Raw genomic sequence first — 14,411 nt, forward strand, 5'->3', positions numbered from 1 at the left:
GCCCGGTCGTTTTCGGGGCGGAGGCAGGGGCTCCGCAGCGTTGTCCACAGGCCCCGGCAGTCGCTTGGCGTAACGGATAGGCTGGGCGGATGACGCGAGCCGAGCAGCCACCGGTCGTGACCGCCCCCGAGGACCCCACCTATGACGAAGCCCTAGCCGCGGACTCCCGTGAGCGAGCGGTGCACGCGCTGCTGCGCACGCCCAGACTGCGGCGGCTGTGGAGCGCCCAGCTGGTCAGCGGCATCGGGGATGCCCTCGCCCTGCTGGTGCTGGTGCTTCTGACGCTCCAGGCGGCTGTCTCCGAGGAGGCCTTCGGCGGCGGCTACCGGGGTGCCGCCTTCGCCGTCGCCGCCGTCTTCGGGGTCCGGATCCTGGCCACCCTGCTCTTCGGCGCCGTGCTCCTCGGCCCGCTGGCCAAGCTGACCGCCCCCGGCGGCAAGCTGGACCGTCGCTGGACGATGGTCGGCGCCGACGGGGTGCGGATAGCACTGTTCGTCGTCGCCCCGCTGTGGCTCGACTGGATCCCGGCGCAGGCCGTGACCGCGCTGCTGGCCACCGTCTTCGTCTCCGGCGCCGCCGAGCGGCTGTGGACGCTGGCGAAGGAGAGCGCTGCTCCCGCCCTGCTGCCCGCGCCGCCGCCGGAGGGGGCGACCGTACGGCCGCTGCCCGACCACCTGGACACCCTGCGCCGCCTCACGCTGCGTACGGGGTTCGCCGCGATGCCCGTCGCCGCCGCCGTCCTGCTCGCCGCGAGCCTGATAGGGCGGGCCCTCGGTCTGGGCGTGGAGTGGTTCGCCGCGAACGAGGCGGCGCTGGGTTCGTACGTCGCCGCCGGCTTGTTCGCCGCGTCCGTCTCCCTGCTGCTGCCGCTGGTGCTGCCCGAGACGAAGACCCCGCGTCCGAGGTCGCCGCTGGAGGGCCTGCGCGCCCCCAAGGCGGGGGACCGGCCCGAGAAGGGGCGTACGGGGGCCATCGCGCTGCTCGTCACGGCCTGCGCCGCCGTCGCAGGAGCGGTGGCCTGCGCCGCCTCAGTGGCGGTGCTGCACGCCTTCGACCTCGGCGGGGGCCCCTCCTCGTACGCGCTGCTGGTCCTCGCCCTGGTCGGCGGGACCGGCCTCGGCATCCGGGCCGCGCAGGCCGGCAAGGTGCTGCCGGGGCTGTCGCGGCGCCGGCTGCTGGCGCTCGCCATCGCGGTGACGGGGCTCGCGCTGCTGCTGACCGGGCTGGTCCCGGACACCGCGACCGTGCTGTTCCTGTCGCTGCTGGCCGGGCTGGCCGCCGGTGTGGCCGCCAACACCGGCCACACCCTGCTCGACCAGGAGACCGAGGAGTTCCGCCGCACCCGGGTCACCGAGCACCTCCAGGCCGTCGTCCGGGTGGCCGTCGCAGCCGGGGCCGTCCTGGCGCCCCTGCTCGCCGGGGCCATCGGCCCGCACCGGCTGGGCGGTGGCCGGGTGGCCGTCGCCCACGGGGGCGCCGGGTTCACCCTGATGCTGGTCGGCGCGCTGTTGCTGCCGGTCGCGGTGGTGGTGCTGGCCAAGGCCGACGACCGCCGTGGTGTGCCGCTGCGCCGTGACCTGCGCGAGGCGCTGCGGGGCGGGGAGCCGGCCCAGGCGCCCTCCGCGACCGGGTTCTTCATCGCCCTGGAGGGCGGTGACGGGGCCGGCAAGTCCACCCAGGTGGAGGCGCTGGCCGACTGGATACGGGGCAAGGGCCACGAGGTCGTCGTGACCCGCGAGCCGGGGGCCACGCCGGTCGGCAAGCGGCTCCGCTCCATCCTGCTGGACGTCTCCTCCGCCGGACTGTCGAACCGCGCCGAGGCGCTGCTGTACGCCGCCGACCGGGCGGAGCACGTGGACACGGTGGTCCGGCCCGCCCTGGAGCGCGGCGCGGTGGTCATCACCGACCGCTACATCGACTCCTCGGTGGCGTACCAGGGCGCGGGCCGCGATCTGTCGCCGACCGAGATCGCCCGTATCTCCCGCTGGGCCACGGGCGGTCTGGTGCCTAACCTGACCGTGCTGCTCGACGTGTCACCGGAGACCGCCCGCGAGCGGTTCACGGAGGCGCCGGACCGGCTGGAATCGGAGCCGACGGAGTTCCACCAGCGGGTGCGGGCCGGGTTCCTGACGCTGGCCGCGGCCGACCCCGCGCGCTACCTGGTGGTCGACGCCGGTCAGGAGCCGGGCTCGGTGACCACGGTCGTACGGCACCGGCTGGACCGGATGCTCCCGCTCTCCGAGGCCGAGATCGCGGCCCGGGCCGAGGCCCGGCGGCTCGCCGAGGAGGACGCCCGGCGCAAGGCGGAGGAAGAGACGGCGCGCAAGGCGGAGGAGGCCCGGCTGCGGGCCGAGGAGGAAGCCCGCCTGGCCCGCGAGGCCGAGGCCGCCCGGATCAGGGCCGAGGCCGAGGCCGCCCGTCAGGCGGAGGAGGAGCGGCTGCGCGCGGAGGAGGAGGCCCGCGCCCGGGCCGAGGCCGCGCGACTGCGCGAAGAGGCCGAGGCGAAGGCGCGCGCCGTCGAGGCGGAGCGGCTGCGCAAGCAGGCCGAGGAGGAGGCCCGGCTGCGGGCCGAGGCTGAGGCGCGGCGGCTGGAGAAGCAGCGGCGGGCGGAGGAGGCCCTGCTGCGGGCCGAGGAGGCGCGGCGGCTCGCGGAGGCTTCGACGGCCGCCACTGCCGCGCGGACGGCTGCGGAGCCGGCCCAGGCTCCCGCGGCTCCCGCGGCTCCCGCGGTTTCCATGCGCAAGGAGCCGGAGCCGGAGCAGCCGCGGGCCCGGCGGGCACAGCCGGACGATGCCGTCACGGTTGAGACGCCGGTGGTCAAGCGGGTCGTACAGCCCGACGACGTCACGCAGACGGTGCCGGTGCCGAAGGTGAACCCGGCGGCGGAGACCTCCGTCCTGCCGCCGGTCCGTCCCGAGGACCCGCGCCGCGACCGGCCCGCCGGGCCGGGCGGTGGCCAGGCGGCCCCGTCGGCTCCCCCGGCCCCGTCAGCCTCGCGGCCCACCGCCCGCCACTCGCAGGAGAGCCCGGCCGAACGGGTGCCGCCGGGCATGTTCCGGGACGGCGGGAACGACGTGACGCGCGAGCTCCCGGCCCTGGACGAGGAGGGCCGGCCGCGCCGTGAGCGCCCGGAGTGGGCCGAGGCGACCCCGCTGGACGATCTGCCGACCCTGGCCGACGAACTGCTGGGCCCGCGTCCGGACGACGAGGACGACGACCGGCCGCGCCGCCGCCGCTGAGCGGGGCCAGGCTGTCAGTGGCTACCGCCACAATGTGGACAGGCACCCGGCACGACGCCTGGTATGACACGCATGTAGGACACGTACGGACAGGGAAGGGCGGTGGGCGGGATGCCCGTCTGGGACGACCTGGTGGGACAGGATCGCGTGCAGGCGCAGCTCGCCGCCGCCGCCCGTGACGCGGACACCCTGGTCACGGCCGTCTCGGCGGGATCGCCGCCCCCGGACGCGTCCAAGATGACCCACGCCTGGCTGTTCACCGGGCCGCCCGGCTCCGGCCGCTCCACCGCCGCCCGCGCTTTCGCGGCCGCCCTCCAGTGCACCAGCCCCGACCGCGCCCTCGGGGGAGAGCCCGGCTGCGGCTTCTGCGACGGCTGCCACACCAGCCTCGTCGGCACGCACGCCGATGTGGAGGTCGTCCGTACCGATCTGCTGTCCATCGGTGTGAAGGAGACCCGGGAACTGGTCCGCCGGGCCCAGCTGTCGCCGGCCGTCGGGCGCTGGCAGGTGATCGTCCTGGAGGATGCCGACCGGCTCACCGAGGGGGCTGGCAACGTGCTGCTCAAGGCCGTGGAGGAGCCCGCTCCCCGGACCGTGTGGCTGCTGTGCGCGCCCTCCCTGGAGGACGTGCTGCCCACCATCCGGTCCCGTTGCCGGCACCTGACGCTGCGTACCCCGCCCGTGGCCGCCGTCGCCGATGTGCTGGTGCGGCGCGACGGCATCGAACCCGCCGTCGCCGCTGCCGCCGCCCGCGCGACGCAGGGGCACATCGGCCGGGCCCGCAGGCTGGCGACCGACGAGGCGGCCAGGTCCCGCCGGGCGGCCGTGCTGAGGCTCCCGCTGCGCGTGGACGACGTGGGGGGCTGTCTGAAGGCCGCCCAGGAGCTCGTCGACGCCGCCGCCGAGGACGCCAAGCAGGTCGCGGAGGAGGTCGACACCAAGGAGACCGAGGAACTGCGGGCCGCGCTCGGCGCCGGAGCGGGTCCGGGCAGCCGGATGCCGCGCGGTACGGCGGGCGTGATGAAGGAGCTGGAGGACCGGCAGAAGCGCCGTCGGACCCGGACCCAGCGCGACAGCCTCGACCTGGCGCTGATCGACCTCACCGGCTTCTACCGGGACGTGCTGGCCCTCCAGCTCGGCTCGGGCCTGGCCATCGCGAACGAGGAGATACGGGCGGACCTGGACCGGATCGCCCGCGCCTCGGGACCCGAGCGCACGCTGCGGCGCATCGAGGCGATCATCGCGTGCCGGGACGCCCTCGACCGGAACGTGGCCCCGCTCCTCGCGGTGGAGGCCATGACGATGGCGCTGCGGGCGGGCTGAGCACGCCGCCCGCGTTGACGTGTTCACCCGTACGAGGGGTCCGGGGCTCCTGCCCGGCGGGTCCCCTTCCCCCCCTGGGGGGCGGGCGGTCGGCGGTCGGCGGGTCGCCGTAGCGGCCGGCACCGCGCGGTCCCGGGCGCCCGGCAGGTCGTAGGCTCACGGCATGGACACCAGCCGCCTGCTGCGTACGACCGGAACCGTGATCGCAGCTGCCGGGCTGCTGCTCTCCGGATGCACTTCCGGCGGGCTGGGAGAACCCCGGGCGTCCGCGTCGCCGGCCGCGCCGGGCTCCGTACCGGCGGCGCTGCGTCCGTACTACGGGCAGAAGCTGAGCTGGCGCGAGTGCGGTGTGCCGGGCTTCCAGTGCTCCACGATGAAGGCTCCCCTGGACTACGCGGACCCGGGAACCCCTGACTCGGCCCGGGCGATCGACATGGCGGTGGCCCGACGGGTGGCGACGGGGCCGGGCAAGCGGCTCGGCTCGCTGGTGGTCAACCCGGGCGGCCCCGGCGGCTCGGGGATCGGGTACCTCCAGGCGTACGCGGGCATCGGCTATCCGGCGGCGGTGCGCGCCCAGTACGACATGGTGTCCTTCGACCCGCGCGGGGTGGACCGCAGCACTCCGGTGGAGTGCCTGACCGGCCCGGCGATGGACAGGTTCACCCAGGTGGACCAGACGCCGGACGACAAGGCGGAGCAGGCGCTGCTGGTGGCCGCGTTCAAGGAGTTCGCGGCGGGCTGCCAGGCGCACTCGCGGCGGATCCTGCCGCACGTCTCGACCGTCGACGCGGCCCGGGACATGGACATGCTGCGGGGGGTGCTGGGCGACGAGAAGCTGACGTACGTCGGAGCCTCGTACGGCACCTTCCTCGGCGCGACGTACGCGAACCTGTTCCCAGGCCGGGTGGGCCGGCTGGTCCTGGACGGCGCGATGGACCCCTCCCGGTCCGCACTGGAGATGAACCGGGACCAGACCGAGGGCTTCGAGACGGCCTTCCGCTCCTTCGCCAAGGACTGTGCGAAGCAGCCCGGCTGCCCGCTCGGCCAGGGCTCCCCCGACGCGGTGGCGCAGCGGCTGGAGGAGTTCTTCCGCAAGGTCGACGCCCAGCCCCTGCCCTCGGGCGACGCTAGCCGGCCGCTCGGCGAGTCCCTGGCGACGACCGGCGTGATCGCGGCGCTGTACGACGAGACCGCCTGGCCGCAGCTGCGCGAGGCGCTCACGGCCGCGCTGGCCGGCGACGGCTCGGGCCTGCTGGGGCTGGCGGACAGCTACTACGAGCGGGAGCCGGACGGCAAGTACGCGAACCTGATGTTCGCGAACGCCGCCGTGAACTGCCTGGACCAGCCCCCGGCCTTCAACGGCCCGGCGGCGGTCGAGGCCGCGCTGCCGTCCTTCGAGAAGGCCTCGCCGGTCTTCGGAGCGGGCCTGGCCTGGGCTTCGCTGAACTGCGCGTACTGGCCGGTGCAGGCCACCGGCCAGGCCGGCCGGCTGACCGCGAAGGGCGCCGCGCCGATCGTGGTGGTCGGCACCACCCGCGACCCGGCGACCCCGTACAAGTGGGCCAAGGGCCTCGCGGACCAACTCGACTCGGGCACCCTGCTGACCTACGACGGCGACGGCCACACGGCGTACGGGCGCGGCAGCGACTGCATCGACACGGCGATCAACCGCTACCTCCTGGAGGGCACCCCCCCACCCCCGGCCAAGCGCTGCTGACCCCCACCGGCGCCCTCCGCACAACCCGGTTCGGGGCACCCCGTTCAACCCTGTAGACTTGGCGCCGCTGCTGATGAGAGCACCTCTCCGGGGGAATTCTTGTCGTCCCAGCGGTGCCGCCTTAGCTCAGTTGGCCAGAGCAACGCACTCGTAATGCGTAGGTCTCGGGTTCGAATCCCGAAGGCGGCTCTGTAGAAGCCCCAGGATTCTCACTCGCCGTGACCTGGGGCTTTTGCTATTTTCGGGGTCAGCCGGCGCATGCGACGGCTGGGGTTCGGAACCCCGTGCGTGAGCGATGCGTGAGCGGAGGGGCCGTCAGCCCTTCTTGGCGACCTTCTTGGCCTTGCCCTTCTGCTTCCCCTTGACCTTCGCCTTCTCGGCCCGCTTGGCCTTCCTGGCGGCCTTACGGGCCTGCTCTTCCTGCTCGGCCTTGCGCTGGAGGGGGACCAGCTTGGCGGTGGCCTCGGCGGCGCTCTTGCCGACGTGGGGGAGCACGCTCTGGTAGATGTCGCGCGTGATCCGGGTGTCGCTGTGCCCGGAGCGTGTCCGACACGATCTGATGTCGATGTCGGCGGCCAGCATGAGCGTGGCCGCGCCGTGCCGGAGGTCGTGCAGCCGGATCGGCGGCAGCCCGGAGGCGGCCCCCAGCCGCTCGAAGAGGTCGGTCACCTTGCCGGGATGCAGCCAGGAGCCGTCCTCCTGTGTGAAGACGAGCCCGGTGTTCACCCAGGCCGACCCCCACTCCGCGCGGTCGGCCTCCTGCTGCTTGCGGTGCCGCCCCAGGACGCTGACGGTGTCGTCATCGAGCGCGACCACCCGGAACCCGCTGTCCGTCTTCGGCTCGGACGCCTCGACCTCCCAGCCATCTTGGACCAGCTGCCCCGTCACGGTGAGGGAGTGCCGGTCGAGATTGGTCTCCGACCAGGGCTGCCCGCACGCCTCGCCCCGTCGCAGGCCGCGGAACGCGATCAGGTGCCACATCGCGTACAGCCGGTCCTCGGCAACGAAGTCGAGGAAGGCGCCGGTTTGTTCCGGCGTCCAGACCATCACTGGCGAGGGCTTCTCGCCGGTCTGCTCCCACTTGGCGACCCGCTCGTCCGTCCACACCAGCGCCTTCGGCTTGCGCACCGGGTCGATCTCGACGTGGGCTGCCGGGTTGAACGTGATGATCTGCTGCCCGATCGCGTCGTTCAGGGACGCGCGGAGCGTGGCCTTAACGTGCTGGCGCGTGGCGGGCCCGGTCACCCGGCGGAAGGCTGGCATCGCGTCGATCGCCGCCTTCAGCGCCTTCCGGCGCGCACGGTTCTCGACGCCCTTCCACGGGATGGTCGCCAACTCCTCTACGGCGGCCCGCCGCTGGCCATTCTGCTCCAGGACCTCGGCGTTGCCGTCGGCGATGGCCGTGAACATCTCGCTCAGGTGACTCACGCGCAGCCGGTCGAGCCGCCGGTGGCCGATGTGCGGCTTGAGGTGCACGCGGATGTCGGTCTCGTACCGGCTGATGCCCGACTTCCGGATCCGCTTGCCCGCCAGCCACCGGTCCAGCCACTCGGTGACGGTCAGGCTCCCGACGAGGTCCTGGCCGGCCTTGAGCCGCCGCCGGGTCTCCTCCACGTCGGGCAGGAGCAGCTTCTCGCCACTGACCTCCGCGAGCATCTCGGCAAGCAGTTGGACGCCTTCGGGGTCGTCGGCTTCGGCAAGACCTAGTAGGGCGCGCACGTGGTCGAGGTCGGCCTGCGCCGCCTTGGCGTTGGTGTACCCGCCCCGGGCGAAGGACCGTCGGCTGCCGTCCTCGTGGGGCGGCAGCTCCTGGCGTATGGAGTACGTGCAGTGGTTCCTGCTGTTGCGCTTGGGGCAGGAAGTGCCGAGTTCCTTACCAGCCTTGGGATCACGGCAGGAGCAGCGGCGGTAGGTGGAGCCCTTCAAACAGTGTCCCTTTCATAGCCGTCGTCGGGGTCGACGTCGGAGAGTTCGGTCGGCAGGTCGAGGAGCGGCTCGCCGTCCGCATAGATAGCGCTGCGCACCTGCCGGAGTTCCTCCTTGGCGCGCGAGGCGCGTTCGGCGTAGTCGGCCTGGGTGCGGAGGGCCTGTGCGCGCTCGATGTCGTCCGTCGCGTGCTCGGCCTTCCGTCGCTGGCTGTCTGCGATCTGCAGGGCCATCTGGGCCTTCGTCAGTGCTGCGGTGTGGGCAAGGTGGTGGCGGAGCATGGGGTAATTGGCCTGGTAGTTCTCATCCAGGCCGGCGAACCAGCGCATGGCCTCTGGGGTATCCACCGGATACCTCAGCGGGAGCTGCTGGACCTCTTCCACGTAACCGACGGGATAGATCAGACGGATCGGGTTGGTGTACAGGGCCTTGGCCAGCACCATCACCTCGACCAACGGCAGGACCGCGCGTCGGCCGGACTCCATGTTGGCGATGACGTTGCGGGGGATCGGGAATCCGATCGCCTCGCATCTGTCGGCCAGGTCCTGTGCGCTCCACCCGATCTCCTTCCTCCGTCGCCGAACCTCACGGGCCACGTCGCCCATGACCCGGTCCGCCCATTCGGGAACGTCGTCCTCGTCTCCATCATCGAATCCACGTTGTGTCATGGCGACACATTAGCTCGACCAGACTTGTTCTCGTAGGCCTGGAGTCGGACGTGGTGACCGCGTTCGCCGACGGCTGTGACGAGAGGAGCGCTGCGTGCGCGAGAACCCGACTGAAACCGGGTCGAAGGGGATGAGTCGCGAGGAGGTGTTGGCTCTGCCAGCGGCCATTGACCTGGACACAAGTAACCGTGCGCTGGGTCTGGGGCGGAGCAAGGGATACGAGCTGGCCAAGCGAGGCGAGTACCCGTGCAAGGTCCTGCGGCTGGGCAAGGCGTACCGCGTGGTGACCGCAGACCTGGTCAACCTGCTGGGACTGGCGGCTTGAGGGCGAGAGAAGGTAGCAGACCATTCTGCGCGGAGCTGACACAGAAACGCTGGACTGTGCCAGGGGTCGGACGTACTGTTCGTCGTCGCCCGGCTCCTCCAAGGGCTCACGGGAAACGAGTGAGCCCCCGACGCGCCAACGTCGGAGGCCCCGGCAACATCCCCACCCGCAATCACACGGTCAACCCGAGTGGCCAGCACGCACGCGGCCACAAGAGAAGGAGCTGCCTCTTGGAACCTACGACATCCACGCCCCCTGCCGCACCCGCCAAGACGATCTGGCCCGCGGTCGCGATCCCTGGCCAGCCCGATGCTCAGCGGCACGACGCACAGGACGGGGAACTCGACGCAGCCGTCGAATCCCCTGGTGAGGCCGACGTCCCTCCGAAGCCGCCGACCCCCGCCTGGGAGGGGGAGTGGATCCTGGACGAGCTGCGGACCACGATCCGCCGCTACGTGGTCATGCCCAGCGAGGAGGCTCTGACAGCCGCCACGCTATGGGCGGCAGCCACCCACCTGCAGACGGTGTGGCAGCACGCCCCGCGCCTGGCGGTTGTGGGACCCGCGAAGCGGTGCGGGAAGTCGCGGCTGCTGGAGGTCCTGCACGAGGCCGTCCACGAACCGCTGATCACGGTCAGCGCGTCAGCTGCGGCGATCTTCCGCTCGATCGACGGCAGCAACCCGCCCACCCTGATGGTCGACGAGGTCGACACGATATTCGGGTCGGCGAAGGTTGCGGAGAAGAACGAGGAGATGCGCGGCCTGCTCAACGCGGGGCACATGCGCAACCGTCCCACCCTGCGCGTCTCGGGCCCGAACCACGACGTGCAGAAGTTCTCCACCTTCGCCATGGCCGCCCTCGCCGGCATCGGGGACCTGCCCGACACGATCATGGACCGGTCCGTGGTCATCCGCATGCGCCGCCGCGCCGACGTCGAGAAGGTGACCTCCTGGCGCTACGGCCGCGACGACCTGACGGTCAGGGCACTGCGGGAGCGGCTGGCGGCCTGGCTGACCAGCGTCCGCGACGAGGCCATCGCGCTGGAGCCCAAGCTCCCGGTGGACGACCGCGCCGCCGACACGTGGGAGCCGTTGATCAGCGTCGCCGACCTCGCGGGCGGGCGCTGGCCGATGATCGCCCGCACGGCGTGCAAGGCCATGACGGACTACGAGTCCGGACGGGACCAGGATGGCGGGCTGAAGATTCGCATCCTGACCGACATCCGCAAAGCCTTCGCCAGTGTGGGCAACCCGCCTGCCCTGCGGACCGCCGACCTGCTGAATTTCCTCAACGCCGACCCGGAGGCGCCGTGGGCCGAGATCAGCTCCGCTGGGCTCACCCCACTGAAGCTGCGGGCCCTGCTGACCGACTACGGCATCAGCTCCGGCAACCGCCGCTTTCCCGGCGGCAACCAGGCCAAGGGCTTCACCCTCGCGCAGTTCACCGACGCCTGGACGCGGTACTGCCCGCCGGAACAGCCTGCCCCCGAAGCAGCACCTGCCACCGGCGCGTGACCCGTCGCGACTCGTCCCACCCGTCCCCGCCCAGGTCAGCGCGGGGACGGCTCACGAGGCTGCAACGGGTCAACCCGACATCACCACGCTGCTGACCTCGCCGAACACGGCAGGCGCGGCTCGCAGCCGCCCTCCGAGGAGTCTCGGCGCGGTCTGCGGACCAACATCCGTACCGCCCCGTCCCCACTCGTCCCACCGACCATCTCCGAGCCGGACGCCCCGTCCCTCGCAACGAGTCGGGTCGACATCAGCCGCTCACCCGTACCTGCTCTGACCAGCGACGGGACGGGTGGGACGAGTCCGCGCCCTTAACGGCCACCCGCCACGATGATCCCCGCCAACTCCCTGGAGCCCCACGCTTGCCCTCGCACGCCATCCCGTCCTCCCCCATCCCATCTCCGGCTCGGCCCAAACTGGCCGCGGCGATTCGTACCGGGGTCGCGCTCATGGCGCTCGGCGCGTTCGCGCTGTCCTACGACGCCTTGCGTCAGATGGCCGCCGCCAGCCACGTCCACCCAACCCTCACCTACGTCTTCCCCCTCCTCGTCGACGGCTTCATCGCACTGGGAATCGGCGCGCTCCTGGTCCTGCACGCCGGACCCCTGCGCGCCCGCCTCTACGTGGCCTCGCTGGTCGCACTCGCCACCGCCACAAGCATCTGGGCCAACGTGCTCCACGCGATCCGCCTCAACCAGCAAGCCCGCCACATCGGACTCCCGCTGGACGACATCACCGTGGGCGCCATCTCCGCCATCGCTCCGCTCGCACTGGCAGGCGCGGTCCACTTCTACCTGCTCGTCCAGCGCCAGCCCGCCACCCGCCACAACACCGCAGACACCGAAGCCGCCACCCGCCACAAGCCCGCCACCGTGCACGAACCTGGCCCGGCGCCGGCAGATGACGCTGCTGCGCCAACGCCCTTGGAAACGAGCCGGGATGTGCCCGAGCCCGCGCAGAAACAAGAGGCGGAAGTCGCCACCCCGCCCAAACGCAAGGGACGCACGTCCAGCGCCACCTTGGAGCAGGCCATCGAGATAGGCCGCACCACGCAGCCGGGCCGGGACGGACACGCCTCCCGCCGTCGCATCGAGGACGCCGTCCGCGACAAGGGCTTCACCATCAACAAGGACCTTGCCGAGAAGGCCAAGGACATCATCCAGGCCGAACTGGACGAGCACGCCGCCGCCGTCCGCTGATCCAGCCTGCCCACCCCCACCCGCACCGGCACCGCGGGTGGGCAGGCGCCCTGCCCTCACTCCACCCGCTGAGGCGACCCCACTTCCCAAGAAAGGCCCGGCATGCCCAACCTGCGCACCCCCGAACTCACCGTCCACCAGCAGCACAACACCCGTACCCCAGCCCCAGACCAGGCAGCAAGGTATGGCGTTGGACCGTCCAAGGGCCGGTCCAACACTGCCTCCGCCCCGGGGGTGGCGGAGGCAGAACCCCGGCGCGAGGGCGCACCGGGGCAGGAGGCGGCCGGTGCCGCCGACGCCGGCGAGCCCGTCGTGCGTGCCGCCGACGAGGCCGCGCTGTACCGGGTCGCCCGCCGTCGCGCCCGTGACACCGAGCAGCGCAAGATGCGTGTCGATGTCCGCTACAGCGCCGACGAGCACACCGAGATCCTCGCCGAGGCCCGCCGTCTGAACCTGGCCGGCGCAAACTACGTAGGCGCCGTCGTCATGGCCCACCTGAACGGTGATCTCGCCCTGCCCGGCCAGCGGACCTCCCACGACGACCTGATCGACGAACTCGCCGCCCTGCGGTTCCAGGTCGCCGCCATCGGCAAGAACGTCAACCAGATCGCCTTCAAGCTGAACTCCGGCGGCCATCCACACCCTGTAGACATAGCGCTCCTCGGGGAAGCCCGACGCGTCCTGGGCCTGGCCCGTGACGCCGCCACATCAATCGATGTGGCGTCGGACAAGATCGCCACATCGAAGGCGGCGGCCTGATTGATCACGAAGATCGGCAAGGCCGGCGCCAACACCCGCGGCGTCCTGCGCTACCTCTACGAGCCCGGTCGCGCCAACGAACACACCGACCCCCACCTGGTCGCATCCTGGGACGGCTTCGCCCCCGACCCCGGCCGCGACGAGACCGCCACACTCACCCAGCTCGCCACCGTCCTCGACCTGCGCGTCAAGCAAGCCGGGGACCGCGCACCCGCCAAGCATGTGTGGCACTGCTCGGTACGAACCGCGCCCGAAGACCCGGTCCTCACCGACGAGCAGTGGGCGACGATCGCCCGCCGGATCCTGAACGCCACCGGCATCGCCCCCGCCGGCGACTCCGACGCCTGCCGTTGGGTCGCGGTCCGTCACGCGGAGGACCACATCCACATCGTCGCTACCAAGGTCCGCGGCGACCTCACCCAGCCGCGTCATTGGAACGACTACCTGCGCGCCGACAAGGAATGCGCCGCGATCGAGAAGGAGTACGGCCTGCGCCAGCTCGTGCGCGGCGACCGTACCGCCGCCAAACGCCCCACCCGCGCCGAGAAGGAGAAGGCCCTGCGCGCCGGGCACACCGCCACGGCTAGGGAGAGGCTGCGCGCTACCGTCCGCACGACGGTGGCGGCTGCCACGGGCACCGAGGAGTTCTTCACCATCCTCCGCGATGCGGGCGTGCTGGTGGACATCCAGCGCTTCCCTTCCGGAGACATCCGCGGCTACAAAGTCGCCCTCCCCGGCGACACGAACGCCAAGGGCGAGCCCGTGTGGTTCTCAGGCTCCACCCTCGCCCCCGACCTGTCTTACCCCAAGATCAGCGAACGCCTCGCACCCACCGAACCCGCCCCCATGGGCCGGAACTCCGGCCGTCGGCGAACGGCATGGCAGCAGGTCACCGACGCGGCCGACCGGATCCCTGAACTTCTCGAGCAGGCCGACGATGCTGTAGGCCAGGCGCACATCACCGTGCTCGCCGAAACCCTCGACGCACTCCCCCTCATCGCCCCCGCCAGCTACAAGCCCCAGCTAGCCCAGGCAGCAGCCGCATTCGAGCGCGCCAGCCGCTCCCGCATCCGCGCCCGTCACCAGCAGGCCCAGTCCACACGCCGGGCCATCAAGGCGATCGTTCGTGAACCCGCGCCCAAGGACGGAGCCCTCCTCGCGGTCCTTCTCGACGCCCTGCTCCTGGCCGTCGTCGCGGCCCAGCACTGGCACCACACCCGCCACCACGACCAGCAAGCCGAAGCCGCCCGCCAAGCTGCCGAGCACCTGCACGCCGCCTACCGGGCCGCCGCTTACCAGCCTCTGACCGTGGTCCACCAGCGCGGCCTCCGCCTGACCACCACGGTGCAGCAGCAACAGGCCGCCCTCGTCCGCCAAGCGCTACCGGACCTGGCCGAGCAGATCCTCACCGAGCCCAGCTGGCCCGCCCTCGCCGTCACCCTCACCGACGCCCAGAGGGCCGGCCACGACCCGACCGTCCTGCTTGCTGAAGCCACCCGACGACGGGAACTCGACAGCGCCACCTCGATCAGCGACGTCCTCGTCTGGCGGTTGCACCGCCTCGTCGGCATGGCAGGTGAAAGGCCCGCTCACCCCGACTCCGCGAGCACCACCCGCGTGGGTGCGAGCACAGCTGTCCTCGGTTCCTCACGACAGCAGCCACCCCACCGAGGCAGGCGGTAGCCCGCAAGTTGCCACGGTTACTGGCGCCCGCCGTGTTCCTTCGCGGAACACGGCGGGTGTT

At 72.0% G+C, this 14,411-nt stretch carries 10 protein-coding genes and 1 tRNA gene; 9 read left to right on the forward strand and 2 right to left on the reverse strand.

The annotated features are described in order from the left end of the window. Positions 1-89: 89 nt before the first annotated feature. The 4 genes from tmk (at position 90) to ACWGH1_RS03020 (ending at position 6,468) form a co-directional block, all read left to right on the forward strand. The gene (gene tmk / locus ACWGH1_RS03005) at positions 90-3,239 is read left to right on the forward strand and encodes a dTMP kinase (protein WP_453351868.1); all 3,150 of its coding nucleotides are present in this window, start codon (positions 90-92) and stop codon (positions 3,237-3,239) included. 111 nt (positions 3,240-3,350) lie between these two features. Then, positions 3,351-4,562 carry a DNA polymerase III subunit delta' gene (locus ACWGH1_RS03010; protein WP_453351869.1) on the forward strand — a complete coding sequence of 404 codons (1,212 nt, stop codon included), beginning with the start codon at positions 3,351-3,353 and terminating at the stop codon, positions 4,560-4,562. 163 nt (positions 4,563-4,725) lie between these two features. Continuing rightward, on the forward strand, positions 4,726-6,279 hold the full coding sequence (locus ACWGH1_RS03015; RefSeq protein ID WP_453351867.1) for an alpha/beta hydrolase: 1,554 nt from the start codon (positions 4,726-4,728) through the stop codon (positions 6,277-6,279). A 115-nt stretch (positions 6,280-6,394) separates the two neighbouring features. Next, positions 6,395-6,468 (forward strand) — tRNA-Thr (locus ACWGH1_RS03020). Between the two features lie 126 nt (positions 6,469-6,594). Here ACWGH1_RS03020 and ACWGH1_RS03025 read toward each other — a convergent pair. Together ACWGH1_RS03025 and ACWGH1_RS03030 are read right to left on the reverse strand one after the other, a co-directional pair. Further along, entirely contained in the window at positions 6,595-8,205 is a 1,611-nt protein-coding gene (locus ACWGH1_RS03025; RefSeq protein WP_453351866.1) for a tyrosine-type recombinase/integrase, read from the reverse strand. Next, positions 8,202-8,873: a helix-turn-helix domain-containing protein gene (locus tag ACWGH1_RS03030; protein ID WP_453351865.1), complete on the reverse strand. Its 672-nt coding sequence runs from the start codon at positions 8,871-8,873 to the stop codon at positions 8,202-8,204. Before ACWGH1_RS03030 ends, ACWGH1_RS03025 begins: the two co-directional genes overlap by 4 nt. Before the next feature lie 94 nt (positions 8,874-8,967). Here ACWGH1_RS03030 and ACWGH1_RS03035 point away from each other — a divergent pair, with 94 nt between their 5' ends. From ACWGH1_RS03035 to ACWGH1_RS03055, 5 genes are all read left to right on the forward strand, one after another. Next, positions 8,968-9,198, forward strand: coding sequence for a hypothetical protein (locus tag ACWGH1_RS03035; protein WP_453351864.1), 231 nt, complete (start codon positions 8,968-8,970; stop codon positions 9,196-9,198). A gap of 230 nt (positions 9,199-9,428) precedes the next feature. Then, positions 9,429-10,712, forward strand: coding sequence for a DUF3631 domain-containing protein (locus tag ACWGH1_RS03040; RefSeq protein ID WP_453351863.1), 1,284 nt, complete (start codon positions 9,429-9,431; stop codon positions 10,710-10,712). Between the two features lie 446 nt (positions 10,713-11,158). Continuing rightward, positions 11,159-11,908 carry a DUF2637 domain-containing protein gene (locus ACWGH1_RS03045; RefSeq protein WP_453351862.1) on the forward strand — a complete coding sequence of 250 codons (750 nt, stop codon included), beginning with the start codon at positions 11,159-11,161 and terminating at the stop codon, positions 11,906-11,908. Positions 11,909-12,010: 102 nt separating this feature from the next. Continuing rightward, entirely contained in the window at positions 12,011-12,667 is a 657-nt protein-coding gene (locus tag ACWGH1_RS03050; RefSeq protein ID WP_453351861.1) for a plasmid mobilization relaxosome protein MobC, read from the forward strand. After that, complete coding sequence (locus tag ACWGH1_RS03055; protein ID WP_453351860.1) at positions 12,668-14,350, forward strand: relaxase/mobilization nuclease domain-containing protein; 1,683 nt, start codon at positions 12,668-12,670, stop codon at positions 14,348-14,350. It begins immediately after the preceding gene. The last annotated feature ends 61 nt before the right edge of the window (positions 14,351-14,411 follow it).

The sequence above is a fragment of the Streptomyces sp. NPDC054883 genome, from assembly GCF_053610645.1.

Excerpts from the sequence above, each read along its gene's own strand:
- ACWGH1_RS03050 (WP_453351861.1), top strand. The coding sequence starts at position 12,011 with ATGCCCAACCTGCGCACCCCCGAACTCACCGTCCACCAGCAGCACAAC.
- ACWGH1_RS03015 (WP_453351867.1), top strand. The coding sequence starts at position 4,726 with ATGGACACCAGCCGCCTGCTGCGTACGACCGGAACCGTGATCGCAGCT.
- ACWGH1_RS03045 (WP_453351862.1), top strand. The coding sequence starts at position 11,159 with ATGGCGCTCGGCGCGTTCGCGCTGTCCTACGACGCCTTGCGTCAGATG.
- ACWGH1_RS03010 (WP_453351869.1), top strand. The coding sequence starts at position 3,351 with ATGCCCGTCTGGGACGACCTGGTGGGACAGGATCGCGTGCAGGCGCAG.
- tmk (WP_453351868.1), top strand. The coding sequence starts at position 90 with ATGACGCGAGCCGAGCAGCCACCGGTCGTGACCGCCCCCGAGGACCCC.
- ACWGH1_RS03030 (WP_453351865.1), bottom strand. The coding sequence starts at position 8,873 with ATGACACAACGTGGATTCGATGATGGAGACGAGGACGACGTTCCCGAA.